Source organism: Atlanticothrix silvestris CENA357, from assembly GCF_016056295.1.
Classification (GTDB): Bacteria; Cyanobacteriota; Cyanobacteriia; order Cyanobacteriales; family Nostocaceae; genus Atlanticothrix; species Atlanticothrix silvestris.
The window spans coordinates 24,792-50,065 of sequence record NZ_JAECZB010000027.1 but is presented as its reverse complement, the minus strand read 5'-3'; the positions used below and the strand labels follow the sequence as shown (position 1 = coordinate 50,065).

Here is a 25,274-nt window from a genome sequence, read left to right as displayed (position 1 = left end):
GCCCAAGATATCCATATTATTCAGTTAGATAATGGAGCTTTTCATTTTAGCCAGCATCTTCAAATACCAGAAAATATCATTTTATTATTTCAACCTCCACACACACCCCAAGTTAATCCAATTGAGCGATTATGGGAGGAAATTAAAAGGCATTTAGCTTGGGAAAGCTTTGGAACTTTAGATGAGTTAAGACAATTTATCTGGAGGCGTTTGGAAAAATTAAACACATCAATCGTTGCTTCTATTACAGGTTGGGATTTTATTCTTGATGCTTTATTTGAATCAAATTTTTCGTGAATTGGTATAAGAAAGAGATAAAAAAGTTATTCTTTCCAATGACGGCAGTTGCTACACTTGGGAAGCCAGAGCCGCGCTGCCTCCCCCATGCCCAATAACCTTTACTTTTGTAATTAGTAATTAATATCAAAAAGCTTACAGGAAAGCTCTTGAATGAGGATGAGTGTTTTGAATGCTAGACGGAATTTTTTGAACGCTAGACGGAATTTTTGAATTTCTAACTTGTGAAATCAGGTTATTATTACATTGTCATTTTTAAATTTTTATATAAGATCTCGATACAACAAATTAAGCTGTTTAGTTTTTCTATCCTTATCCTATCAATTCATTAATTTCCATCGATAAACGCGAATTAGCTATCAAAAACTCTTTGGGGTTGATGCCAAATTTTTTTCTAAAAGCGGTGGCAAAATAACTGCGACTAGAAAAACCAACTCTACGAGATGCTTGAGAAATACTTATTTCTCCTGTTACCAATAATTTTCGTGCTTGTTCTAATCTATGATGATGTAAATAGCCGAATACTGTTGTATCAAATACCAGACGAAAGCCACGTTTAAGAGTACAGTCATTTAAGCCGACTTGTCTGGATAACTCTATCAAAGAAGGAGGATTTTCTAAATCGCGTAGCAAAATTTCTTTGGCGTGGTGAATACGTTCCACATCATCAGGCTTTAGTGAAAAGGTGTCATTTTGGCCTTTAAGTATAGACACATCTTCTTCAACCAACAACACCATTAGTTCCAAAACCTTACTTTCTAAGTACATCCGTTTCATCATTCCCTGGTAAGGGCAATTTAACATTTGTTGTAATGCCACTTGCATTGCTGGAGTCGTAGTACCAAAACGAGAATAGTACTCTTGATGAGGTTTTCTGACTAAATGAGTTAATTCTTGCGGAAGCTGCTTTTCTTCTTTACCCATAAAAAAGCAAAATAGCTCCGGTTCAATGTGAACATTAATCTCAATGATTTTTTCTGATTTAAATGATTTATATCTTTCCTTTGGTGCTAGTCCACTACCCCATAATCTATTTTGTCCGCGACTAGTAGAAAAATGGTTATCTTGGTGATATCCTGCAAGATAAAAGCTGTATTCTAAAGGATGTTGTCGCTCAGGCAGCTTTACAATCAAATCGTCATGTAATTGATGTTCTGAAATGGCTAAATATAAACCATCTCGTAATTCTATTTCACCATAAAATCCCTGACCTAATTCTTTCGGAAAATAGCAAATGGTGTCAAATATATCCCAGTGAGCGCCTACTATGGGCAGAATGCGATCGCAGGTTTTTTCTAATTTTGGTATCTCTACAAATAAATCCCAAAAAGTTTGTTGTGAAATTGTAACTGTCATGACTAGTAGCAATAAGTTCTTATGTTTGTTGCTAATTATTAGCAATATATTTTGATGAATGTTCAATACAAAGGCAGTTTGGTCGACATTTGTAATTGAATACAGCAAGTAGCCACTTATTGAGATAAATTGGCACTAACATGATTAGAATAATCTATTTTTATACAATTAATTTGTTATTAAGCATACAAAATATTTGCAATATTTTCTCAATTAATGGAAACTACTTGGCAACCTGAAGAATATTACTGGCTGATAGCTAAAGCTTTATGAAAATCGGACTAAAGCAATACTGGAATTTACTTGTAGATTATCTCAAGCCACAAAAAGGAAGGGTTGTCAAGTTTGCGATCGCCCTCCTTGTCAGCATCGGCTTACAAATCCTCAACCCCCAAATTCTGCGTTATTTCATCGATACGGCTGTTGCTGGGGGCGATCGTCAAAAATTATTCTTAACAGCATTTTTGTTTATTGTTGTAGCCTTAATCACCCAAGCAATGTCAATTACCGCGGCATTCTACGGTGAAAATGTGGCTTGGACGGCTACTAATGCTTTGCGTGCAGATTTAGTAAAGCATTGCTTGAGACTAGATTTATCTTTTCACAAATACCGTACACCCGGCGAATTAGTTGAACGCATAGACGGTGATGTGCAAAATTTGTCAGAATTTTTCTCTAAATTTACTATTCACATCTTGGGCAATTTGCTCATGATGTTGGGTGTGATTGTGGTGCTTTTTTACGAAGATTGGCGAGCTGGTTTAGCTATTTTATTGTTTGCGCTGACAGCTTTATCTACCCTCATTAAGTTGCGTACCATTGCAGTTTTCCATTGGGGAGGCTATCGCCAAGTTAGTGCAGAGTTTTTTGGCTTCTTGGGTGAACAGTTAACAGGGATAGAAGATATACGCGCCAATGGAGCTAAAAACTATGTTATGCATCGCTTCTACAAATTTATCCACAGTTGGCTGCCCATTTTTCACAAAGCACGCTTTGCCGATACAATTCTCTGGGTTACAACCAACGGTATATTTACTGTGGGAAGCGTAATTTCTTTAACAGTCGGTGCTTATCTATGGAGTCAACAGGCAATTACTATTGGCACAGTTTACCTTTTATATTATTACACCACTATTCTGAGCGAACCGATTGAGCAAATTCGTAATCAATTTGAAGATCTCCAGCAAGCAGATGCAAGTATTTACCGCATTACAGACTTATTGCAAGTTCAATCTCAATTGAGTGCAGGCGGTGATAAATTAATTCCCCCAGGCGCACTTTCTATAGCTTTTGAAAATGTCTCATTTGGCTACAATGACCGAGAAATTGGTACTGGGGATTTAGTATTGCAAGATATATCTTTTCATTTACCAGCAGGTCAGGTATTGGGGTTACTGGGACGTACTGGAAGCGGTAAGTCTTCATTAGCGCGATTACTGTTGAGATTATATGACCCACAATCAGGTGTAATTCGTTTGGGAGATGTGCCTATTGATCAAACTCAGTTGACAGAATTACCTGGAAAAATCGGGTTAGTAACTCAAGATGTTCAACTTTTTCAAACTACAGTTCGTAATAACTTAACTTTTTTCAACCAACATATTAACGACGATCGCATCTATGAAACATTAGAAATGCTGGGATTGTCAGAATGGTTGCGCTCTTTACCTTATGGTTTAGATACAAATCTGGGGCCAGATAGTAGCGGCTTGTCGGCGGGACAGGCGCAATTATTAGCCTTTACTCGTGTATTTCTCAAAGACCCTGGTTTAGTAATTTTAGACGAAGCATCTTCACGCCTTGACCCGATTACAGAAAAATTCATTGAAATGGCTATAAATAAATTATTGATGGGGCGTACTGGCATTATTATTGCCCATCGTTTAGCGACCGTAGAGAGAGCAAATAAAATTTTGATTTTAGAAAAAGGTAGGGTAAATGAGTACGGTGAACGAGAAGAGTTAGTAAAAAACCCTCAATCACGTTTTGCCCAATTATTACAGGCTGGCTTAACAGATTTATTAGTTTAATTTTGATTAAACAAATTGATTTAATTTTCTTACTTTAATTACATACAAATTATTATGTTTTCATCAACAAAAAAGCTTAAAAGTTGGCAATTATTATGGCGATTAATTTGCTATAGTCCAAAACTTTATTTAATTGACACTTGCTTTTGGATTTTTATTATGGGCTTGCCTGCCCTACCAGGGCTAATTATTCGAGAATTTTTTAATAGTCTCACAGGTAAGGCTCAATTTGGTTTGTCGCCTTGGGCATTTATTGCTGGCTTACTGGCTTTAAATTTAGGACATATTGCGGTAATATTTGCGGGGCGAATTACCAAAACTCAGCACCGTTTTACTATGAGGTCGTTACTCAGAAGGAATTTATTAGAAAGACTTCTCAATAATCCTCATGCTCAAATCATGATTGCTAACGGGAATACTGATGAAACTGTATCGCAGGGTGAAGTAATCAGCTTTTTTCGAGATGATACTGAACACATTGAAGATAATGTGGCCTGGGTATCAGAAATCTTTGGAGAAGGAATATTTGCTGTCCTTTCTTTAGTCATTTTATTAAGTGTCAATGTACCCATGACACTATTTGTTTTCCTCCCTTTAATAGGGATGGTAGTAATTATCCAAAAAACAGAAACCCGCATCAAACAGTATCGCAAAGCTAGCCGTCAAGCGACTCAACAAGTAACGGGTATTTTAGGAGAAATATTTAGTTCCGTGCAAGCGATTAAAGTAGCTGGTGCGGAAGAAGATGTACTCAGTTATTTTCGCACTTTGAATGACAAGCGTCGTCAGATGATGGTTAAAGACAGCCTATTAAACGCTATTCTCAATTCACTGTTTCAAAATATGGTGAGTTTTGGAACAGGTTTGATTTTGGTGATGGCTTCTTTTTTGATGCAAAGTAGTGTTAGTCAGCTAACAGTGGGTGACTTTGCTTTGTTTGTCTATAACCTTTCATTTGTTACAGGCTTTTTTAGCTCTGTCGGTGGATTCATGGCATTGTATAAACAAACAGAAGTTGCTTTTGAACGCATGACTGCTTTAATTTCTGGTGCATCGACAGAGACTTTAGTAGCCCCGAATCAACTTTATCTGCAAGACTTGGGTAAAAGTAAAAAAGCCTTACCTCGATTAGAACAATCTTTAGAGAATGAAAGCGATCGCTTACAATCATTAAAAATATCAAATTTAACTTATATTTATCCTGGTACTAATCAAGGAATCGCAGATATCAATTTACAAATACAGCGCGGTAGTTTGACTGTCATCACTGGACGCATCGGTTCTGGAAAAACTACATTACTACGGGTGTTGCTAGGATTATTACCCAAGCAAGCAGGGGAAATTTATTGGAATGGATGTATAGTTGCAGACCCCGCTAATTTTTTTGTTCCGCCTCGCAGTGCTTATACTCCTCAAATTCCCCAACTTTTTAGCTATTCCTTGCGGGAAAATATATTGCTGGGATTGTCCAAAGATAATTCAGACATCGAAACAGCATTAAAAATGGCTGTGTTTGAGCAAGATTTAGCAACCATGAATGAGAAGCTAGAAACTTTAGTGGGAACAAAAGGTGTGCGCCTTTCTGGTGGACAGATGCAACGGGTAGCGGCGGCGCGGATGTTTGTACGTCAACCAGAATTACTGATATTTGATGACCTTTCTAGTGCGTTGGATGTGGAAACAGAATTAACTTTATGGTCGCGGATATTTGCTAATACAACTGAACAGGGTGAAAATTCTTGGACACTAGCCTGTCTTGTAGTGTCTCATCGCCGTTCTGTTTTACGTCGCGCTGACCAGATTATTGTGATGAAAGCAGGTAGAGTTGTAGCGCAAGGTAATTTTGATGAAATTTTAGCTGATGAGCAAGCTGATTGGATTTTTTAGATTGAGATATACAGAAAATACTTTCAACTGGCTGTATACGCCCATATCTCAAACTTTGCTTCTGATGATAGCTCTGTTTCCAACGAACCGTAATGTTCAACACAAAATTTTTCAAACTCGCCCATTGCATGATGAAATATCTCATCCGACTCCTGCCAACATAAACCGTATGCTCGCATTTGGGTAGAAATAATTGCGATCGCATTTGTGCAGTTGGGGCATCGACTGCTGGGTTATACCAATTCGCAATTAAAGAACTTAGATGCAGCAAAGTTTTCAGGGTTTACATCTGTATCAGATTTTTCGTGAAATGGTATTAGGTGATTAATGTCAGACTGGCTATGCTAGCAATCGCTGTTTGAGCCTAGAATCCCCCGAATTTAGGGTTCGCGCAGCGTTTCGTAGAGAATCGGATTCGGGGGAGTATGTCAATATATACAACCTTGAGAAATAAATTCCTCGCCATTGCTTGACATTTGAGGCGGCAAATGCAATCTAGCTGACAATCTCCTCTGGTTTTTGCAACCCAACCCGCCAGCGCAAAAGTGCCGCAGCAGTAGCCATAAAACTACCCCAAGCTAAAGGCAACCAGATAATCGCCCAATTACCTAATGGCCACTCCACATTCAGTCCTTCGCCTAGCCAGTAGATGCCAAATCCCATTAGTAGCATTGCTGCGACAAATTTCATGGGCTTGACAGGCACGCGATTAAGTGGAGTTCTAAACAAGAATGCAATCACGGCCAAAGCTACTGCTGCAAATGAAGCACCACTAATAGCATCTATCCATTGGCCGCCAGCAGCACCTAAAGTAACAACTGCGATCGCAACTTCTACACTATCTAACAGCGCACCTTTAAATGTAGTGACTACAGCAAACCAATTCCAGCCAGATTGGTTGTCTTCTTTTGCTAGTTCTGCTTCTAGCCTGTCTTCTTTGTCACCTTTTTGCTTGGGAATGCCGCCGTAGTACTTAATAATTGAGCGTGTCCACTTCTGTCCAAACAACAGTAGTAAACTGCCTGCAACAATCCTCAGAATGTCTACGGGGATGAGCGTCAAACTTTTCCCTAAGAAGAGCGAGACAATTATTGTTAAAGCAATACCACTACCTGAACCAACTAGGGCATTACGCCAACCAGCTAGCCTACCGACAACAAGCACTATGCCCAAAATTTCGACTAATTCAATTAAAGAACCTGCAAAACTGGCAAGAAAAATTTCCCAATTCATAAAATGAATACCTTATAGTCGTGGTTGATAAGTGAGGCAGTATAAAACTTTTTAGTTGTGTACAATCCCGCGATCGCCTAGCGTCATTACGAATTACGTAGCTTGCTTAACCGTGGGGAAAAAATCTCAACGGCCCGATTACAGAAAGCTTTACTCGTGTGCCAACAGAAAGAGATATGGTAGATGGTGTCCTTGCATAAAGCTTTTTTCCTGAAGAAGTTCGTAAGCAGTACCGATATTCACTACCTAAAAAGCGCCGTGTCTTAATCATTGCTGCACCATCCTTTGCTGGTTGCAAAATTATGTCCTCTTCTGGGATCATCACATCCCCATTGTCTGCGTCAACATGAAGGCTGTAAACGCTGAGTGTAGACTTGTAGCCATTGTTGGAAAATAGGCTATGAATACCGTTTTTTGAATTTTGTTCTTTGATTGCAAAACATCCGATTTCTGTTTCCCACAGGTTTCCTTTGCGTTTAGCTGGCAGAAAGTTAGCTTGGGTGACAAACTCGGCAACGAACCGAGAGGCTGGCTGATGATAAATTGCTTCTGGTGTTCCTAGTTGCTCTAATTTACCTTGTTGCATGACAGCAACAAGGTCTGCGATCGCTAGGGCTTCTTGTTGATCATGGGTAACAAAAATTGCCGAAATCTGCTTGGTTTTGAGAATTTCTAAGACTTCTTCTCGCAAACTCAGCCGCACTTGTGCATCTAAATTGCTCAGCGGTTCATCTAAAAGTAAGAGTTGAGGTTGGGGAGCTAAGGCACGAGCTAAGGCTACGCGCTGTTGCTGACCCCCAGATAATTCATGGGGATAGCGTTTTTCCAATCCTGATAGTCTGACCAAATCTAATAACTCTGCCACTCGTTGCTGGCGATCGCTAGCTTTGGTAGATTGCAAACCAAAAGCAATATTCTCCGTCACTGATAAATGAGGAAATAAAGCATAATCTTGAAACAACATCCCAATATTTCGCTGTTCTGGTGGTATCCAATGATTGATACTAGCAACTACCCTTCCAGCGATTTCCACAGTTCCCGTTTGCGGTGATTCAAATCCGGCAATAATTCGCAGGAGTGTAGTTTTACCACATCCAGAAGGGCCTAGTAACCCCAGCACTTCTCCCGATGCTAGTGTCAAAGTTACCCCGTTAACGACTGGGGTAGCCGTTGAGGAAAACTTGAGGGTGATATTCTCCAAGCGTAAAATTGCCGATGTTGTCATTGCTATAACTCCTGTGTTTCCCTCGAAGTCTGCTTTAAGGGAACTCCAAAAAATAAATTATCGAATTTATTCAGATTTTATTTTTCTTACTCCCCCTGCTCCCTGCTCCCTGCCCCCTGCTTCTATAACGATGGGATATTTTTTAGTTGGAGTCCCTAATCAACCTCTCTTTGCAGGCTACGTTGTGCCTCTATAGTCAGCCTTGGATAGCGACTTTGAGACAACACAAATAACGTGGCGCTAATCGAAACCACCAGCAGAACTAGGGCTGCCGCCGCCGCATCACTATAAGAAACACTCTCAGTTGCTTTCCAAATATGGGTAGCTAGGGTATTGAAACCAATGGGAGCTAATAGTAATGTCACTGGCAACTCCTTGATTGCTGTTAAAAACACTAATGCGCCTCCGCCTAATATCCCTGGACTGACCAACGGTAAGGTAATTTTGATTAAAGTTTGCCAAGGAGTTTTGCCTAAACTCTGGGCAGATTCTTCTAAGTTGGGATTCACCTGAAGCAGTGAGCTTCTGACAGTGCCTACAGACTGAGAAACAAATAACACCAAATAAGCAAATATCAGCATGGGTAAAGTCTGATATAGCCAAGGTAGGTAATTTGCTCCCCAAAATACGAGAGAAAAGGCAACTACAATTCCCGGTAAACCAAAGCCAATGTAACTACAGCGTTCAATAGCAGTAGTAATGCGACTAGGAAATCTTACTGCCAAGATGGCGATCGGCAAGGCAAAGAAAGTGGCTGCGATCGCCGCTAATCCGGCTGCTACCATTGAGTTCCAGGCTAATTGCATCAATTGCGATAAAGAGATAGTTTCGTTTGTGCCTGTGACAATTAATCCTTGTAGTAGCCAGAAAGAAGTTACACCGATGGGTAACAATAAACCCAAACTAACCACGCTCAGGCAAAACAAAATTGCAGGCACTTGCCAAATACCGAGATCAATCAATGCTGGTGGACGGTAAGACTTTGTGGCACGAGTGTAGTAAGCAGCCCGTGAACGCGCTTTATATTCTAACCACAATAGCAGCAATACTAAACTCACTAACATTAAAGCTAGTGCCGCCGCTTGATGACGATCAAATGTATATCTGTATTGCAAAAAAATCGCCCGCGTAAAGGTATCAAACCGCATAACTGAAGTTGTGCCAAAATCTTGCAAGGCGTTCAGCGCTACGAGTAACCCTCCGGCAATGATTGAGGGACGTAAAGCAGGTAAAGTGACGCGAAAAAAAGTTTGGCGCTGGGTATAACCTAAACTTCTGGCAACTTCCTCAATTGCTGGATCAATACCTTGCCATCCAGCTTGGATACTCAGCAGTAAATAAGGATAGGAAAACAAAGTCAATCCCAAAATTGCACCAGTCCAGCCGTAGATTTCTGGTAATTCCTGCACTCCCAGAGGTTCTAGCCAAAGTTGTAACAAGCTGCCTTTAGGGCCAAAAGCAGCAATCAAGGCAAAACCACCTACATAGTCAGGTACTGCTAAAGGTAAGGTGGTAGCGATTAACCAAAATCGCCGCCAGGGTAAATTTGTTCGCATGGTCAGAAATGCTATCGGTAAAGCGATCGCAGTTGCTAGTAAAGTACTAACTAAGGCTATGCCTACGCTATTGAGTAATACTGTAAGGTTACGGGGACGCAGTACCAGAGCTAATAACCGTTCTCCACCCACACCAGCTACCCGTATAACTAAGTAAGTCAAAGGCAGTGCGATCGCTATAGCTGTCAATCCAGCTGTAACAATAAGAAATAAAGGTGGATGATGAGCTTTTGTGCCTGTAACTTGCATCGCTAACTACGAACTTAGTCAAATTAGCTTGACGGATTTTCTGTAGAGACGGCGATTTATCGCGTCTCCTTAACTAGGAGTTAAACCAAACCAGCTTCTTGGAGTAATGAAAGTGTGCCTTTAAGATCTGATAATTGGCTTAAATCAAGCTGAGGAGACTTTAGCTGATTAAGCGGAACTTGCTTTTGAGATACTGGGATGCCTTTCACCAAAGGATATTCGTAAAACTGCTGGGTGAGGTACTTTTGCACATCTGGACTGAGCATATAGTCCACTAACTTTTCGGCATCACTTTTTTGGTCAGTGGTATTCAGAACTGCTAAACCAGCTACGTTAATCAAAGATCCGGCATCACCGCGTGTATGATGGATAGCTACGGGAAAATTAGGATCTTTGGTAAGAAACCGATACAGGTAATAGTTATTTACTAACCCCAAAGCAACTTCTCCCCGACCCAAAGCCTCAACGATCGCACTATTGCCGCTGTAAGCCTTCGCTTGATTGGCTTTCATTCCCTTCAACCACTCTAGGGTTTTTTGTTCGCCCTCTATGAGTCGCATTGCGGTCACAAATGAGAGAAAAGAACCGTTCGTGGGGGCCCAACCGACTTTACCTCGCCACTTGGGATCACTCAGTTGCATAACACTTGTGGGAAGTTCGCTAGCTTTAACAAGTTTGGTGTTGTAGTCAATTACCCGTGCGCGTCCAGAAACACCAACCCATTGTCCTGTAGGAGATCTAAATTGCCGATCAACTTTGTTCAGTAGTTGGTCAGGGATAGTCAAGGTTCGCTTTTCTTGAGCTACAGCTCCTAAAGAACCAGCATCCTGAGCATAAAACATATCAGCACGGCTATTTTTACCTTCTTCAATTAAGGCGATCGCTAATTCTGTAGAGTCACCATAGCGCACTTCAATATTTATCCCCAAATCTTTCTGAGCTTTTTCAATCAGGGGTTTCATGATTTTCTCTTCTCGCCCTGAATAAATTGTCAGGGTTTTCGGGCTAGCTGCGACAGAAATTCCTATTCCTGTACTTAACAACATACCAGCCATTACAAATGAGATTTGCCGCACTCCAATTGACACCATTAATTAACCTCCGATCCCAGATCAGCGCTTATAGTAAATATTCTGAAAGCTTTGGAAAGATTAACGGATATTTTAAATAAGGAGAGGTTACATCAAGGCATGGATTAGTTTAAGTTTAGGCAATCAACAGGTTAAGAGTTACCTCATTTCTGAAAATAAAACTTGCGGTTTCTGCCTAGATCTTTATCAGCTATCTTTACGAAGATTTTATAAATACCCCGTATTTTCTCTTAATCTGCAAAGTTTTCGTCAATATCTCTGATGACCTATCCGCAATTCTACGAATTTAGTTTAGTAGTTGGATATATGACTATAAAATTTAGCAGTATCCAACTCGATGAAGCGATCGCATCTTGTCAAAGCCGCCATGATAGTCCTATTGTCTTGCGGTAGTCTCGGTATTATCAGCGGCAGTTTTTTTCTAAAAAAAGCTTTTAGCAGCACTAATGAGCCAGAATTAATCACTGATACGGCAAGATATAGTGAAATTCGGCATCAACTGTGGTCTAATAACAACCAAATTAAATATTTTCCTGATCAAATTCCTAGTGATGCCAAAAATGTTCGTATTGCTTACTCTCCAGGATTTTTACAAGGAGGTAGTTATTTTCAAATTAGACTGAAACAGTCACCAGAAAAGATCCAAAAATTACTCTCGCAATACAGAAATATTGCTCAACGCAAATATATTGGTGGTAGTACAAACGACCACGCTAATCTCCCTAATGGTGTGCCCACAACTTTCTTTTACACTAGCGACTCCCCTGCGGAATCATTTCCCGTTAGTTATGAAATCTTAGTATTAGATGCACAGGATCGAGGAACTCCTGGTTTCAAATGGAATCATGGCAATAGCCACGGCGTAGCTATTAATAATTCAACTTCAGAAATTGTTTATTGGACTGAACAATGGTAGGTAAAATTCAACATTAAGCAAATCTTCAAACCTAGCTTAGCAGAGTGTTAATTGCAAATCTTTAAGTGACATCTTGCAAAGTTACTGCCAATTCGTGTTGCAACAAATTCTTTCCTTTCTTTTTGGCAAAATACATGAGATGATCTGCCTTTTCTATCATTTCAGTCACAGACTCTGGAGGATCGCTAAAAGTAATAGCACCAATACTAAAAGTTACTGAAAAACCTTGTTGTTTCATCGAAGCTACTAGAACTTTTTGAACTCTATAAAGCACTACTTCTGCCGATTCATAGCTAGTCCGTGGTAGTAAAATAGCGAATTCATCGCCACCAATTCTAGCCACTATGTCGATTTTGCGGAGAGTATTCTGAGCAACATCAGCAACTAAACATAAAAGGCGATCGCCTACACCATGTCCAAACTGATCGTTTACTTTTTTAAAGTCATCAATATCTATATATGCGAGTGTTAAACTTTCTTGATGTCTTAAAGCTTGGTTAATTTCACGTTTGGCTAGCTCTAGGAAAAACATTCTGTTTATTAGTCCCGTTAAAGCATCAGTTCTAGCTAATTTTTCTAGATTTTTTAATGTATATTTAAGTTCTGATAATAAATAGTTAGTGAATAAGAAAAAGGCTAAATTAACGACTGTATTCCAGTAAGGTACAAAAAAGGCTGAAGAACAACTTAATGGTTTGGGATTGACTATTAACCATATAATCGAACTTATAATAGATATTAATAAGCCCGTATAATTACCACCAATCCATGTAGCAATACCAACAGGAAATAAATATAAAATTGATACAGACATGTCTGATGGTATGTAGTGGTCAATTAAGCCCATGATGCCCGTCAGACAAATACTTAGTAATATTGAGAATGATTTAGGTTTTGCGTCTAATTTTTTTATTAAATACATATATATTCCCTCAGTTTAACTGCACCATTACGCGCAATCCCTTATGGGTAATCACTACAGTCTGTTGGGGCTGTTTTACCTTAAATTATACATTTTATACTTGATCAAAGTTAAACTAAACAGAAAACATTTTTTGAGTATGGTTTATGTACTTGTGAAATTACTGAATCGATATATGAATTTTCCACAAGTATAAATATCGCCTCAAAGTTACCAAGAGGGGATAAAGGGTAAGGGGTAATGCCAATTCGCAATTCGCAATTCACAATTAAAGAACTTAGATGCAGCAAAGTTTTCAATGGTTAAATCTGTATCAGATTTTTCGTGAAATGGGGTAAGGGGTAAAGGAATTAAAGTTAAAACTTTTCCCCAGATGGTATAAAGCTCCTATTTTTAAATATGGAGAATATTAAAAGAAGATTTAGGAGGAAACGTAGTGCGACTCTAAATCAGCGTCTATGCTTGACTGTTTTTAAATATGAGGTTCCCTTTCCCCTTTCCCCCTTCCCCTTTTCCCTTCTTCATAGATGCGTAATACCTGTATGGGACAGAAGTCTTCATAAGTATTCTTAAACAGTTGCTTTTAAAATATGGAAAATATTCTTGAAGTTTATAAGAATCAATCAAGTGACATTTACATGAAATATATATAATTTTATTTCCCACCTTGCCAGTTGTTATGGAACAAGCAAGTTGATGCATATATTCCATATTTTGCAGGTGCGATCACTCTCATTAATATTTCTATTTTGTAACACCTAGATGCTAGTAATTTAAGTTGCAGATATCAAGTTCTGCATCAAAAGCAACTATTAATTTATCACGGGCGATCGCGGAGCCTTAAATTAAGAGGAGATGCCAACCTCTGCGCGGCACTTCCTCCCCCTAAACTTTTATCTACTAGAGCGCTACTCTTTTATGTTAGTAAGGGCTGGCGGTAGGTCTGACGATCATTTCACTGACATCAACATCGTCGGGTTGACTGATCGCAAACAGAATGGCGCGGGCGATCGCCTCAGCCGGAATGGATAATCTGCGAAATTCTTGCATTCCAATTCTGGCAGTTTCATCACTAATGCTGTCAGCTAACTCAGACTCTGTGACTCCCGGCGAAATCACCGTCACCCGAATGTCGCCGCCAACTTCTTGTCTCAATCCTTCTGAGATCGCGCCAACCGCGAACTTCGTAGCGCAGTAAACAGCCGCAGTGGAAAACACCGTGTGTCCGCCAATCGAGGAAAGATTAATAATCTGACCAGCCTTTTGGGCTTTCATGACGGGAAGTGCTGCTGCAATGCCATACAATACCCCTTTGATGTTGACATCAATCATGCGATCCCATTCTTCAACTTTGAGTTGATCAAGTGTCGATAGCGGCATGATACCCGCATTGTTAATCAAGACATCGACGCGATCAAACTTACTCTGAGCAAATTGGACGATCGCCTCCAATTGACTATGTTGCGTCACGTCTAGCGCCTGATATTCGGCTATGCCACCCTCCGCGTGAATGTCCTTGGCAATAGCTTCTAGGCGATCAATGCGACGTGCGCCCAGAATCACTCTTGCCCCATTTTTTGCCAGCAATTTAGCAGTGGCTGCACCGATGCCGCTACTCGATCCGGTGATGATCACAACTTTGTTTTCTACGTTAAGCATAGTTATTTTCCTGGCTATTGCCTAATCCTTTGATTGTTTCCTTCGACTGTATTCATCGTATTAGCAAGAGCAAGAACTCTAAATACACAGACCTCGTGTTTTATTGCCTAATCCTCCAAATTACGATTTCCTGAATCGATCAGGATGGTCTACAATGCTCAACAGAACGGGATTCAATGAGCCAAAAAACAGTATGGCGATCGCAAATCAATGCAAAAAATTGGCAGCTTTAATTACTCGGCACACCGACGGCAAAGGTGACGGTTTTCATCAAACAACGATCGAGGAACTGGAATTTCAGCGAGAATCCTCTGTATTGACTACACTACAAGGTGTCTATGAACCGATCCTCGCCATTCTCATTCAGGGCAAAAAGAAAGCATTGCTGGGTGAGGAAACCTATTGTTATGGCGCATCTCAATATCTGGTCGTCTCTGTTGATTTGCCGTTGAGCGCATTTATTGTCGAAGCAACCCCAGAACAGCCGTATTTAGGATTCAAGCTAAATCTAGATCCCCGTGAACTCTGCGATATCATTACGGCCCAAACCAGTGCGTTGGCAAAGCCTCTGAGAATGAGAATCGAAAGCCAGAAAAAGAACTCTATCAGAGGCTTATTCGTCAGCACTGCTGATGCTCCCTTGCTCGATTGTGCGATCAGACTGGCACGGCTTTTGGATACGCCCCAAGACATCCCCATTCTGGCACCGCTTATTATCCGCGAAATCTACTATCGCCTTTTGATAGGGGAACAAGGCGAAGCGGTTCGCCAGATTGCAACATCTGGTAGCAATATGCAACGGATTGCTGAAGTGATCCAGCTAATCAAGGCTGATTTTGTCCAGCCAATGCGAGTTGAGGAACTGGCAGAGCAAGCTAGGATGTCACCTTCATCGTTTCATCACCATTTCAAAGCAGTGACATCCATGAGTCCACTGCAATATCAAAAGCAATTAAGGCTCTTGGAAGCACGTCGCCTGATGCTTGCAGAAAACTCCGATGCGGCTAATGCTGCCTATCGGGTGGGCTATGAGAGCCAATCACAGTTCAGCCGCGAATATTCTCGCCTATTTGGTGCGCCCCCGATTCGGGATATTGCGCGTTTGCGTACTGCTTGAGTGCAACTTGTTGAGAATGTCAAGTTTAGGCGATCGCTCCTAACGATCTCAATGTCGCTTTTTGAGCGTTTGTCAATCCCCTCGCCCCTTGAATATTCATACCTTCATACAGGCGATCGCTCTCAAAATCTCAACTTTCAACCTCTGAACTCGGAAGTTCCACCTTTTTACTCGAACATTGAACCTCTGAACTCGGAAGTTCCACCTTTTTACTCAAACGTTGAACCTCTGAACTCGGAACTCCGACCTTTTTGCTCGAACGTTGAGCCTCTGAACTCAAACAATAAAGCTCAGAACTCGGAATGTCGTGCTTTTAACTCCTACATTCAAATTCTGAGCTTCAACGTTGCACCTCAAAAGTGCAAGTACCGAGCTATTTTCTACAACGCTGCTTTTTGAGTACATGATTGAAATTAAGTGTGTCGCCAAAGTGTAGAACCCTTTTTGCATTGTGCAAATGGGCAACGGTTTGAACGCCAAGCAATCTCTCGGTTCAGTCCAATATCCATAGTAATATGAGTATAATCACAACCAAAGATAGCACGCAGATTTACTACAAGGACTGGGGCAGCGGACAGCCCATTGTTTTCAGTCATGGCTGGCCCATAGTTGCTGCCGATGTCAGCGAATCTGAACAGGTGAAAGCGATCGCAGATCGAGTGGTTGCAGTTGACGACTAATCATGCCTTGAAGAATCTGGCATAATCGTTTCCTCAAGATTCACATCAGTGAGGTTAGCTCCCTTAAGATTAGCTCCCCTCAGATTAGCTCCTCTGAGATCAGCTCCTGCCAAGTTCGCTTTGCTGAGATTAGTCCAACTCAAATTAGCCCCTCTCAAGTCGGCTTGACTCAGGTTTGCCCGTAATAGGTATGCACCACTGAGGTGAGCTTTACTGAGATTAGTTTTGTAAAGATCAGTTTTATAAAGGTAAGCCCCCATCAATTCTGCTTCGTGTAGATTTGCGTCGCTGAGGTCAGCTGCAATCAAGTTAGCTTCAATGAGGTTGGCAAAACACAAGTTAGTCCGAATTAGCTTTGCTGTACCTAAATCAGCGCCTCTCAAGTCGGCTTGACTCAAGTCAGCTCCAATCAAATTAGCATCAGCAACAGCAGCACCAATGAGATTCGCCTGACTCAAATCAGCCCCAATCAAATTGCTATGACTTAGATCTGCTTGTGTCAATACTGCACCACTCAAGTTTGCAACACTCAAGTTAGCAGCGCTGAGATTTGCTTCAAGGAGTTTGGCTTTATAAAGGTTTGCGCCACCACAGTCAGCATTACTGAGGTTGGCTCGCATCAGTAATGCATGACTTAAGTCTACTCTGCTCAAGTTTACCTCTTGGAGGCTTGCACCTTTGAGGTTATTTCCTTGCAGGTTGGCCGCGCTGAGGTCTGGTTCAATCTGAGGATTTTTCTTTCTCCACTCAATCCATCTAACTGCACCTGCTTTTAATAAAGCCAGATGCTCTCGATTTGCCATTTTCTCTCCTTTACTCCTGACGACCAATCTGGGGATTCACCCGACCAGCTACACTTTCAATTGCCGCTAACGCTCCCGCCGCACCAGCAAGAATATCTCGTTCTTGTCCACCTAAGTACAGTCGTCCGAAGCTACCTACAGCTTGAACTTCAAGGATGTTAATTAGCGCCGCTTTTTCAGCTTCGTTGGCAGCCAATGCAGCATAAGCAGCAGGCTCAACTTCTAATACATATAGGGTTTGTCCTGCTAGTAGTAGCTGTCCCCGACGCGTGCGATTGATCAATTGTGTTTGATAAGCATCAATGTTGCGGATAATTTGGCTAGAAACGACACGGGGTTTAAGACATTCGTCTTTGCGGACTCCTAGTGACGCTAATATAGCTTGACCCGCAGATCGCGTTTCACCTTGAGAGCTAGAATGCACTTCTAATAGTCCATACAGCCGTTCTACTACCTGTACTCCTGGACGAACAGAAGCAGCTTTGAGCGCTACATCAGTAATTCGATTAATTTCAATACCAGGAGAGATTTCAATCCACAGTGATGTATCTCCTGGTAATGGTAAAAAACCTTGGGCTACTGTTCCCATATATGCTGCGTGTTGAGGTTGCAGATTGTCGAGAAATACAAAACTGCGTAATTCTATGCCCAAGATTTTGCTCTCCAGTCATCAGGGTAAAAGTATCTGTTGCAATAATATGAGTGAGTGTACCCTTAAACTACCATAAGCCTAAACACTGGAATGGGCATAGGTCATGAACTTCTAATGGAGTGAAGAATAGACTTGCTGTAGAGACGGCGATTTATCGCGTCTCTCTAACCGTCAAAATGATTTTGACATCAAATATTGACAGATTATGGCAAAAGCTTACTTATAGGTAAACTTATGTAAAGTTGTAATTTTCATTTATACCATGATTTTCCGCCGCAATTTTTTGAGCATATTATTTATCACCTGTTTTGCTGTCATCGGTTGGTTGAATTTTATCCCTGCTGCTGATGCTCTTGGTAGCAAACTACCTGCAATTAATCAACCTGCACCAGAGTTTACTTTGCCAACTAACACAGGTGATGGTAAAATTTCCTTAACTGATTTGCAAGGTAAATGGGTAGTCCTCTACTTTTATCCCAAAGACTTTACCTCTGGTTGCACCATCGAAGCTCGTCGCTTTCAACAAGATTTACCCAAATATATCGAGAAAAACGCTCAAATAATCGGCGTTAGTGCAGATGACATTGACTCCCACGCTGAATTTTGCGATTCCGAAGGTCTGAAATTTCCTCTGTTGGCTGATACGAATGGCGCTGTGAGTAAAGCTTATGGTTCTTGGATAGGGTATGTCTCCATGCGTCACAGTTTTATCATCGACCCCAAGGGAATCTTGCGCGAGGCTTTTGTTAAGGTCAACCCATCTGTTCACAGCACAGAGGTTTTGGCACAACTCGAAAAATTGCAATCCTCCAACTTTTAAATAAAAAAAGATCAGGTTTCAAGGAGACTACAATTCCTTGAAACCTGATCTTTTTTCCAAGATTGAAAATTTAAACAGCTTTGACTAACGACACCCCAAACTATCTCGCGTAGAAACACCTGTAATCGAATTGATCCCGTCTGCTCTTTCACAAAGTAACGACACTTGATAGCGGTCAATTAAGGCATCACTAAAGTCTGCACCCGTAATCACAGCATCATAAAAACGACTGCGGGTCAAAGTTGCTTCTGTAAAAATGGCATTTTTCAAATTTGCACCATCCAGAGTTACACGATCAACCAAAGCGCCAGTGAGGTTCGCATCTTCCAAGTTTGCTTTTAATAAAACTCCCTTAGTAAGAATTGCATTGGTTAAATTTGCTCTTTGAAAATTTGCACCCCGCATTTCCGCCGCGACAAAAGTCCCACCGGCTAGGTCGGCGCTTTCAAAGTCACGATTTTCTAAATTTGTGTTGTTGTAGTTAATTGTGTTTAGTTGAGCAAAAGCCGGCTTGGGATTGATGATTATCCATAAACAAGCCAAAATCAAAATTACAATCAAACTAAACAATCGAATTAAAATCTTTTTCATAACTTTAAACTTTTGTCAGTAGTCAATTGTCAGTTGTCAGCTATGTGAGAGTTTATAACTACCAACTACTGACCACTGACTAATGACTATTTCCAATCTTTACCAATACGAATTGTCAGGTCAGACTCCAAATCGCCAGTTGCCGATACGTCGATTTGACCTAAGCCGATAATTTTTTGTAAGTCAACCCCTGGTCTACGATTCCCTTTTTGGACAAGAATTTGAGTTTGGCGTTGGGTATCTGGCCAATCCGGCACTGTGTAAACATTTTTAAAGCCTTTCTGTTTTAGATAGGCCATAACTTTTTCAGTTAATTGAGGTTGGTTAGAAGCATTTTGAATAGCAATTTTGAGGTTAGGAACAGGACGCAAATCTGGCTTGAGGCCAGGTACATCTACCCCAACATAATTATTCAGTAAGCTCTGTTGTCCAGTCATATTCAGCCAATAACTATCGGGGTCTTTGCTGAATTTGCTGAACGTACCAGGCAACATGGTCATTTGGAAATTATCCCGTTCCAAGTTGGCGGAAAAATTCACCAAAGCCATCATTTCTTCTATCTTCAAATTTGTATCAAAATATTTCCGCATAATGCGGGTTAATTGGGGCAACCTCGGTAAAACAGTAGGACTATTAAGCCGCTTAAGTAATGCCGCCACGAGTGCTTGTTGTCGCTGTACTCTTGGTAAATCTCCCAAACCGGGTTCACGGAAGCGTACAAATAGTTCTGCTTGTTCACCGTTAATGGTTTGCCAGCCACTAACTAAATTTACCGACGACCGACTGCTGGAGTCTTGATATTCCATTGCTTTAGGAACGAAGACCTCTACCCCGCCGAGTTGATCGACTAACTCCCTTAAGCCACTAGTGGATATACGGATGTAACGATCAATGGGCGCATTATTAAGGGTACGGCTGACTACCCGCGCCGCCAAGACGGGGCCGCCTTGGGCATTAGCATCGGATACCTTCGTCAATCCCTTTTCTTCTGGAATTGCAATCATTGTATCTCTGGGAATCGACAGCACCCGCATTGATTTATCATTAGGGTTGAGTCTTGCGAGCAGCATACTATCACTTTTGCCTGCAAAACTTTCTGGGGAACCATCAACTGTACCTCTGACTGGTTCGATCCCCATAATGAGAATATTCATTGGACGTGATAGCTTGTACTGGGAAATTTTGCTCCATAATTCCCCAGGCAACGGCATTTTCTGCTCATCTTTGCCAGCAAATCCTAATTCTTCATCTGTTCGATCTAAATTGCTCCATAAAGGAGTCCACAGCGCCAAAGTTGATACTAGCAACCCAGATAAAACAATGCCGACAACAACTGTCAAGATCCACAGCAGCCATCGAGGCATGGTCAAACCCAACCTCTCATAGAGTTCGTTGGGGATCGCACCTACAGACTCGACGACACTACGGGCAGTACTTACTGGTTCCTGTGGTGCTTCTAAATCTGAAGCTGTTACTGGTTCAAGTATTCCTTGAGTTTCTGCTAGTTGTATTGTTCCCTGAGTTTCTGCTAATTGTATTTGTTGAGGCCTGACCTCCAGATCTAATTCTGGTATTTGTTGAGGCGTAAACTGATTTTCCGACCATTGAACTTGTTTAATCACAATTATCTCCCCACTCAACCACTCCCTAAAAGTATGTTAATGCAAGCTACAAATCTCGCCAGAATAAAAGCTCACTGTACACTATGTATTGGTCTTCAGTATGTGTGTATGACAACATGAATAGTTCTTTGTTCCCAGTAATCCTTGCCGGAGGCAAAGGTGAGCGTTTTTGGCCCCTAAGTCGCCAAGACAGACCCAAGCAATTTTTAAGTCTCGATGGTAGCTCTAGAAGTCTATTGCAAGCAACCGCCGATCGACTACTAGAAATCGTAGGCAGTTGGAATTCCTTGTGGGTCATCACCTCTAGTCAGATAGCTGAAGGAATACAACAACAGTTACCCGAACTGCCATCTCAAAATTTGCTGATTGAGTCACAGGGTAGGGATACTGCTGCTGCCGTTGCTTGGACAAGTTTGGAAATTAAGAAGCGTTACGGAGAAGACGCTATTATCGGCTTTTTTCCCTCTGACCACTGGATAGCTGACCAAAAGGCGTTTGTACACACCCTCAACGCTGCTGCCCAGCTGGCGGCAAGCACAGAAGCGATTGTCACTCTGGGGATCAAGCCTACTTTCCCATCAACTGGTTACGGCTACATTGAGCAAGGCGAAAAAATTGGTAGCTTTGATGAGTTGCCAGCTTATCACGTCAACCGCTTTACTGAAAAGCCCAACCGTGAAACGGCTGAAACTTTTTTATCTACGGGGCGTTTTAGCTGGAATAGTGGCATGTTCGTGTTTCGAGCTGGGGTTGTTCTCAAGGAACTACATACCCATGCACCAGAAATCATTGAACCTTTAGAACAACACGGCCCTGATATTTATCCTCAGTTGCCTAAGAAAAGTATAGACTATGCGCTCATGGAAAAGACAACCTTAGCACATGTCTTGCCAGTGGAATTTGGTTGGGATGATTTAGGAGATTGGAATGCGATCGAGCGCTTACTAAAACAAGAAGATAATCCTAATGTAGAACTTGCTACCCATGTGGGGCTAGACACGCGGGGGGCTATTGTTTATGCTACTAATCCAGAAGATGTAATTGTTACTATTGGTTTAGAGGATGTAGTGATTGTGCGCGATCGCAACGTCACCCTCATTGTTAATAAAGACCGCACCCAAGAAATCAAGCTGGTTCTCAAGACCCTCCAAAATGATCCCCGATTTACCGACTTGCTATAACTTGCAACTGTAAAAGTTAAAACCCTTGGCAGAGGCTCGAAGAGAGCTTTTTCTATTATAACTTGACTGTCTGTTGTTATTTGTGGCAGTTATGTCAAATCTCAGCTTTGAGCCTCTAGCTAAGACGATGACCATTAACTCTATTAACGTTTATCAAAAATATATTTCTCCTGCTAAAGGATTTTCTTGCCCCCATCGCCTATTACACGGTGGAGATTCCTGCTCTAATTTTGTTAAAAAAATATTAAGTGAGCAGAGCCTTATAGAAACCGTCAAATTATCTAGACAAAGATTTCAAGAATGCGCTCAAGCCAGCAAAACTTTAGCTAGCTCTAACTGCGGTTTTATTGTCATTCCCTGTTGCCTACCTCTTTAATCACCCTGCGTCTTTGCAGTTCGTTACAACAATGTTCCTGACCCAAACTGTTCCCCGTCAACGAGAAATTATCGAAGTAGTCCTCCGCAATGGCTGGGATTACATGCGAAGGTTACTAACTGGCGGTAAAGCTGATGAACCCCAGTTACCCACACCTGCGGTTTTAAAAAACATCCTAGTGGATTTGGGGCCAGTTTATGTCAAACTCGGTCAACTACTTTCCACACGTCCAGATTTACTCAGTGCTGCCTACATTGAAGAACTGTCAACGCTGCAAGATGAAGTCCCGCCTGTTGCTTGGACAGATGTCGAGGTAGTCATTCGCAAACAACTAAAAAAACCTTTAGAAGAGACATTCAGTACAATTAATCCCGTAGCAGTAGCAGCGGGATCGATTGCCCAGACGCATCGAGCTACATTAATAGACGGACGAGAAGTTGCTCTGAAGGTGCAGCGTCCTGGCATTGATGTGACTGTGGCTCAAGATATTGCCTTAATTCAAGGTATTGCTGATTTAGTAGCACGTACCGATTTTGGGCAAACCTATGAAATCAAATCCATTGCGGCAGAATTTACCAAAGCACTGGAAGACGAGTTAGATTTTACACGGGAAGCTGGTTTTACAGATCAGCTGCGACGGAATCTATCCCAAGGTCGCTGGTTTGATCCGACACAAATAGTAGTTGCTGAAATTTACTGGGAATTGACTACAGAAAAATTACTGGTGATGGAGTGGTTGGATGGAGTGCCATTTCTTTCAGCAGATTTGAGCAGCAACACCAACGGTAAAGATCCAGTTGCTGAGCGTCAAGCTATAACTACTTTATTATTTCGGGCATTTTTTCAGCAACTATATATAGATGGATTCTTTCACGCCGATCCCCATCCAGGAAACTTATTTTATCTGAGTGATGGGCGGGTTGCACTCCTAGACTGTGGCATGGTGGGAAGACTTGATCCCCGTACTCAACAGATATTGACAGAAATGCTGTTAGCGATCGTTGATTTAGATGCGGGGAGATGCGCTCAGTTAACTTTGCAGTTAGCTGATTCTCCTCAGCCGGTGATTTTATCACGGTTAGAAAATGATTACGATCGCATGTTGCGAAAGTATCACAATGTCAGTTTGACAGAAGTCAACTTCAGTCAGATAATTTATGAAATTTTACAAGTCGCCCGCAACAATAAAATTAGATTACCTAGCAACATGGGTTTGTATGCCAAAACCCTAGCTAACTTAGAAGGGGTGGCGCGTACCTTTAACCCAGAGGTGAATCTTTTTGATGAAGTCAAGCCATTAATGACAGACTTGTTTCGTAAGCAATTAATAGGCGATAATCCAGTGCGATCGCTGCTACGAACAGCCTTAGATCTTAAAAGTCTTTCGTTACAATCTCCCCGCCAAATTGAACTGTTGTTAGATCGAGTTACCTCAGAAACCTTACAGTGGAATCTGTCGCTCCGTGGTTTAGATGGAATGCGGCGGACTATGGATGATGCTGCTAATCGCTTATCTTTCAGTATTTTAGTCGGTTCATTGATTATGGGAGCAGCAATTATTTCTAATAAAGCGCAGACATCTCAAGTATCTTTTTTAAGCAGTGTGCTATTTGCCGCTGCGAGTTTATTGGGATTGTGGTTAATTGTAAGTATATTGCGATCGGGACGGTTACGATAAATTTATTTACGCTACGCCAGTCAGTTGTCAGTTGTCAGTTGTTTTTGATCTATCTAGTTTAATACCCCAACCCACAAGTGGCATGGACTTAAAATATCTTCTTGAAAAGTTGCTCCTCTTGGGTAAAATACCCAAGACCGCACTTTTTGCATTACTACTGACGACTAACTCTTCGGGTTGGCAGTCGCCTGCGGAGGGAAACCCTCCCCGAAGTTGCCACAACGCGGGGAACCCGCGCAAGGCACTTCTCTCCGCAGCGCTGCCTCACCACTGACTACTGACAAAACTCTATCCCCTTGTGGGTAGAGTTTTTATCTGTATTTATCTTGTGGTAGTCATCTAAAAATTTATGTCAATCATCGTTGTTGAAAATTTAAGTAAATTCTATCCAGTGGCAGTCAAAGAACCGGGGATTAAAGGCACAATCACCCACTTTTTTCGCCGCACCTACCGTTCAATTAAAGCAGTTCAAGATGTTTCTTTTGAAATCGACCCAGGCGAAGTGGTGGGTTTTTTGGGGCCCAATGGTGCTGGTAAAACCACCACTCTTAAAATGCTCACAGGGTTGATTCATCCTTCTAGCGGTACAGTTAGAGTCGCTGGGCATATTCCGTTTCTTCGCCAAGAGGCATTTTTGCAAAAAGTCACCTTAGTGATGGGGCAAAAACAGCAACTCCTGTGGGACTTACCAGCGCTGGATTCTTTGAAAATTAACGCCGCTGTATATGATATCTCTGATAAAGAGTTTCAGCGGCGAGTGGGGGAATTAACCGAAATGCTGTCTTTAGAGGGTAAACTTACCCAACCTGTACGGAAGTTATCTTTGGGTGAGCGAATGAAAGCAGAATTATTGGCAGCACTTTTACATCGTCCTCACGTACTGTTTTTGGATGAACCGACTTTAGGACTCGACGTAAATGCTCAGGTAGCAGTGCGCGATTTTTTGCGCGAGTACAATCAGCGTTATCAGGCGACAGTTTTGTTGACTAGCCACTATATGGCCGACATCACAGCTTTGTGTCAACGGGTACTATTAATTCACCAAGGCAAGCTCATGTACGATGGTAGCTTAGATGGATTACTAGAAAGCTTTGCCCCTTATCGTGAAGTACATGTAGAGTTAGCCCAACCTCTGCCAATAGAAAAATTAAAATCTTATGGAGATGTACAACTTTTAGAAGGGCGAGCAGTGAGTTTTATAGTACAGCAAGAAGCCTTGACTTTGACAGTATCTCGAATTCTGGCAGATTTAGAAGTGATTGATTTAACTGTAACTCAGCCACCTGTAGAAGAAGTAATTGGACGAGTTTTTCAGGCGGGGATGGCGTAGGAA

At 41.5% G+C, this 25,274-nt stretch carries 23 protein-coding genes; 12 read left to right on the top strand and 11 right to left on the bottom strand.

What is annotated here, in order from left to right:
• On the top strand, positions 1 to 297 hold a 297-nt coding region (locus I8751_RS12840), incomplete at its 5' end, for a transposase (protein ID WP_214439548.1).
• Between the two features lie 312 nt (positions 298 to 609).
• Here I8751_RS12840 and I8751_RS12835 read toward each other — a convergent pair.
• Entirely contained in the window at positions 610 to 1,653 is a 1,044-nt protein-coding gene (locus I8751_RS12835; RefSeq protein ID WP_214439547.1) for a helix-turn-helix transcriptional regulator, read from the bottom strand.
• Positions 1,654 to 1,922: 269 nt separating this feature from the next.
• On the opposite strand from I8751_RS12835, the gene I8751_RS12830 reads away from it, so the two are divergent.
• Both I8751_RS12830 and I8751_RS12825 read left to right on the top strand, forming a co-directional pair.
• Entirely contained in the window at positions 1,923 to 3,683 is a 1,761-nt protein-coding gene (locus tag I8751_RS12830) for an ABC transporter ATP-binding protein (protein ID WP_214439546.1), read from the top strand.
• Positions 3,684 to 3,842: 159 nt separating this feature from the next.
• The gene (locus tag I8751_RS12825; RefSeq protein WP_404800430.1) at positions 3,843 to 5,570 is read left to right on the top strand and encodes an ATP-binding cassette domain-containing protein; all 1,728 of its coding nucleotides are present in this window, start codon (positions 3,843 to 3,845) and stop codon (positions 5,568 to 5,570) included.
• A gap of 495 nt (positions 5,571 to 6,065) precedes the next feature.
• Here I8751_RS12825 and I8751_RS12820 read toward each other — a convergent pair whose 3' ends face one another.
• The 4 genes from I8751_RS12820 to I8751_RS12805 all read right to left on the bottom strand — a co-directional run bounded on the left by I8751_RS12820 (position 6,066) and on the right by I8751_RS12805 (position 10,924).
• Complete coding sequence (locus I8751_RS12820; protein WP_214439544.1) at positions 6,066 to 6,803, bottom strand: COG4280 domain-containing protein; 738 nt, start codon at positions 6,801 to 6,803, stop codon at positions 6,066 to 6,068.
• Positions 6,804 to 6,909: 106 nt separating this feature from the next.
• Complete coding sequence (locus tag I8751_RS12815) at positions 6,910 to 8,028, bottom strand: ABC transporter ATP-binding protein (protein WP_214439543.1); 1,119 nt, start codon at positions 8,026 to 8,028, stop codon at positions 6,910 to 6,912.
• 155 nt (positions 8,029 to 8,183) lie between these two features.
• Positions 8,184 to 9,833: an ABC transporter permease gene (locus I8751_RS12810; protein WP_214439542.1), complete on the bottom strand. Its 1,650-nt coding sequence runs from the start codon at positions 9,831 to 9,833 to the stop codon at positions 8,184 to 8,186.
• Between the two features lie 80 nt (positions 9,834 to 9,913).
• Complete coding sequence (locus I8751_RS12805) at positions 9,914 to 10,924, bottom strand: iron ABC transporter substrate-binding protein (RefSeq protein WP_214439541.1); 1,011 nt, start codon at positions 10,922 to 10,924, stop codon at positions 9,914 to 9,916.
• Between the two features lie 261 nt (positions 10,925 to 11,185).
• Between I8751_RS12805 and I8751_RS30055 the strand changes: the two genes are divergently transcribed.
• Positions 11,186 to 11,317, top strand: coding sequence for a hypothetical protein (locus tag I8751_RS30055; RefSeq protein ID WP_263973502.1), 132 nt, complete (start codon positions 11,186 to 11,188; stop codon positions 11,315 to 11,317).
• Complete coding sequence (locus I8751_RS12800; RefSeq protein WP_225894131.1) at positions 11,292 to 11,840, top strand: hypothetical protein; 549 nt, start codon at positions 11,292 to 11,294, stop codon at positions 11,838 to 11,840. Before I8751_RS30055 ends, I8751_RS12800 begins: the two co-directional genes overlap by 26 nt.
• 61 nt (positions 11,841 to 11,901) lie before the next feature.
• On the opposite strand, the gene I8751_RS12795 is transcribed toward I8751_RS12800, so the two are convergent.
• The gene (locus tag I8751_RS12795) at positions 11,902 to 12,762 is read right to left on the bottom strand and encodes a GGDEF domain-containing protein (RefSeq protein WP_214439539.1); all 861 of its coding nucleotides are present in this window, start codon (positions 12,760 to 12,762) and stop codon (positions 11,902 to 11,904) included.
• A 921-nt stretch (positions 12,763 to 13,683) separates the two neighbouring features.
• Entirely contained in the window at positions 13,684 to 14,421 is a 738-nt protein-coding gene (locus tag I8751_RS12790; protein ID WP_214439538.1) for an SDR family oxidoreductase, read from the bottom strand.
• A 193-nt stretch (positions 14,422 to 14,614) separates the two neighbouring features.
• On the opposite strand from I8751_RS12790, the gene I8751_RS12785 reads away from it, so the two are divergent.
• Positions 14,615 to 15,538: an AraC family transcriptional regulator gene (locus I8751_RS12785; RefSeq protein WP_225894130.1), complete on the top strand. Its 924-nt coding sequence runs from the start codon at positions 14,615 to 14,617 to the stop codon at positions 15,536 to 15,538.
• A 515-nt stretch (positions 15,539 to 16,053) separates the two neighbouring features.
• A complete protein-coding gene (locus I8751_RS12780) occupies positions 16,054 to 16,218 on the top strand; it encodes an alpha/beta fold hydrolase (RefSeq protein ID WP_225894129.1) in 165 nt (54 codons plus the stop codon).
• On the opposite strand, the gene I8751_RS12775 is transcribed toward I8751_RS12780, so the two are convergent.
• Both I8751_RS12775 and I8751_RS12770 read right to left on the bottom strand, forming a co-directional pair.
• Positions 16,215 to 17,021 (bottom strand): pentapeptide repeat-containing protein, encoded by an 807-nt coding sequence (locus tag I8751_RS12775; RefSeq protein WP_214439536.1) that lies wholly within the window; start codon positions 17,019 to 17,021, stop codon positions 16,215 to 16,217. The two genes, I8751_RS12780 and I8751_RS12775, sit on opposite strands and share 4 nt — an antisense overlap.
• 10 nt (positions 17,022 to 17,031) lie before the next feature.
• Complete coding sequence (locus I8751_RS12770) at positions 17,032 to 17,673, bottom strand: hypothetical protein (RefSeq protein WP_214439535.1); 642 nt, start codon at positions 17,671 to 17,673, stop codon at positions 17,032 to 17,034.
• A gap of 262 nt (positions 17,674 to 17,935) precedes the next feature.
• Here I8751_RS12770 and I8751_RS12765 point away from each other — a divergent pair, with 262 nt between their 5' ends.
• Positions 17,936 to 18,493, top strand: coding sequence for a peroxiredoxin (locus I8751_RS12765; protein ID WP_214439534.1), 558 nt, complete (start codon positions 17,936 to 17,938; stop codon positions 18,491 to 18,493).
• Between the two features lie 84 nt (positions 18,494 to 18,577).
• Here I8751_RS12765 and I8751_RS12760 read toward each other — a convergent pair whose 3' ends face one another.
• Complete coding sequence (locus I8751_RS12760) at positions 18,578 to 19,084, bottom strand: pentapeptide repeat-containing protein (protein ID WP_214439533.1); 507 nt, start codon at positions 19,082 to 19,084, stop codon at positions 18,578 to 18,580.
• An 86-nt stretch (positions 19,085 to 19,170) separates the two neighbouring features.
• Positions 19,171 to 20,706, bottom strand: coding sequence for an LCP family protein (locus I8751_RS12755; protein ID WP_214439532.1), 1,536 nt, complete (start codon positions 20,704 to 20,706; stop codon positions 19,171 to 19,173).
• Positions 20,707 to 20,822: 116 nt separating this feature from the next.
• On the opposite strand from I8751_RS12755, the gene I8751_RS12750 reads away from it, so the two are divergent.
• From I8751_RS12750 to I8751_RS12735, 4 genes are all read left to right on the top strand, one after another.
• On the top strand, positions 20,823 to 21,887 hold the full coding sequence (locus I8751_RS12750) for a mannose-1-phosphate guanylyltransferase (protein ID WP_214439531.1): 1,065 nt from the start codon (positions 20,823 to 20,825) through the stop codon (positions 21,885 to 21,887).
• Positions 21,888 to 21,978: 91 nt separating this feature from the next.
• Positions 21,979 to 22,263 carry a membrane protein insertion efficiency factor YidD gene (gene yidD / locus I8751_RS12745; protein ID WP_214439530.1) on the top strand — a complete coding sequence of 95 codons (285 nt, stop codon included), beginning with the start codon at positions 21,979 to 21,981 and terminating at the stop codon, positions 22,261 to 22,263.
• Between the two features lie 31 nt (positions 22,264 to 22,294).
• Entirely contained in the window at positions 22,295 to 23,941 is a 1,647-nt protein-coding gene (locus I8751_RS12740; RefSeq protein WP_214439529.1) for an ABC1 kinase family protein, read from the top strand.
• 349 nt (positions 23,942 to 24,290) lie between these two features.
• Complete coding sequence (locus I8751_RS12735) at positions 24,291 to 25,271, top strand: ABC transporter ATP-binding protein (RefSeq protein WP_214439528.1); 981 nt, start codon at positions 24,291 to 24,293, stop codon at positions 25,269 to 25,271.
• The last annotated feature ends 3 nt before the right edge of the window (positions 25,272 to 25,274 follow it).

Excerpts from the sequence above, each read along its gene's own strand:
- I8751_RS12835 (WP_214439547.1), bottom strand. The coding sequence starts at position 1,653 with ATGACAGTTACAATTTCACAACAAACTTTTTGGGATTTATTTGTAGAG.
- I8751_RS12830 (WP_214439546.1), top strand. The coding sequence starts at position 1,923 with ATGAAAATCGGACTAAAGCAATACTGGAATTTACTTGTAGATTATCTC.
- I8751_RS12825 (WP_404800430.1), top strand. The coding sequence starts at position 3,843 with ATGGGCTTGCCTGCCCTACCAGGGCTAATTATTCGAGAATTTTTTAAT.
- I8751_RS12820 (WP_214439544.1), bottom strand. The coding sequence starts at position 6,803 with ATGAATTGGGAAATTTTTCTTGCCAGTTTTGCAGGTTCTTTAATTGAA.
- I8751_RS12815 (WP_214439543.1), bottom strand. The coding sequence starts at position 8,028 with ATGACAACATCGGCAATTTTACGCTTGGAGAATATCACCCTCAAGTTT.
- I8751_RS12810 (WP_214439542.1), bottom strand. The coding sequence starts at position 9,833 with ATGCAAGTTACAGGCACAAAAGCTCATCATCCACCTTTATTTCTTATT.
- I8751_RS12805 (WP_214439541.1), bottom strand. The coding sequence starts at position 10,924 with ATGGTGTCAATTGGAGTGCGGCAAATCTCATTTGTAATGGCTGGTATG.
- I8751_RS30055 (WP_263973502.1), top strand. The coding sequence starts at position 11,186 with ATGACCTATCCGCAATTCTACGAATTTAGTTTAGTAGTTGGATATATG.
- I8751_RS12800 (WP_225894131.1), top strand. The coding sequence starts at position 11,292 with ATGATAGTCCTATTGTCTTGCGGTAGTCTCGGTATTATCAGCGGCAGT.
- I8751_RS12795 (WP_214439539.1), bottom strand. The coding sequence starts at position 12,762 with ATGTATTTAATAAAAAAATTAGACGCAAAACCTAAATCATTCTCAATA.
- I8751_RS12790 (WP_214439538.1), bottom strand. The coding sequence starts at position 14,421 with ATGCTTAACGTAGAAAACAAAGTTGTGATCATCACCGGATCGAGTAGC.
- I8751_RS12785 (WP_225894130.1), top strand. The coding sequence starts at position 14,615 with ATGGCGATCGCAAATCAATGCAAAAAATTGGCAGCTTTAATTACTCGG.
- I8751_RS12780 (WP_225894129.1), top strand. The coding sequence starts at position 16,054 with ATGAGTATAATCACAACCAAAGATAGCACGCAGATTTACTACAAGGAC.
- I8751_RS12775 (WP_214439536.1), bottom strand. The coding sequence starts at position 17,021 with ATGGCAAATCGAGAGCATCTGGCTTTATTAAAAGCAGGTGCAGTTAGA.
- I8751_RS12765 (WP_214439534.1), top strand. The coding sequence starts at position 17,936 with ATGATTTTCCGCCGCAATTTTTTGAGCATATTATTTATCACCTGTTTT.
- I8751_RS12760 (WP_214439533.1), bottom strand. The coding sequence starts at position 19,084 with ATGAAAAAGATTTTAATTCGATTGTTTAGTTTGATTGTAATTTTGATT.
- I8751_RS12750 (WP_214439531.1), top strand. The coding sequence starts at position 20,823 with ATGAATAGTTCTTTGTTCCCAGTAATCCTTGCCGGAGGCAAAGGTGAG.
- yidD (WP_214439530.1), top strand. The coding sequence starts at position 21,979 with ATGTCAAATCTCAGCTTTGAGCCTCTAGCTAAGACGATGACCATTAAC.
- I8751_RS12740 (WP_214439529.1), top strand. The coding sequence starts at position 22,295 with ATGTTCCTGACCCAAACTGTTCCCCGTCAACGAGAAATTATCGAAGTA.
- I8751_RS12735 (WP_214439528.1), top strand. The coding sequence starts at position 24,291 with ATGTCAATCATCGTTGTTGAAAATTTAAGTAAATTCTATCCAGTGGCA.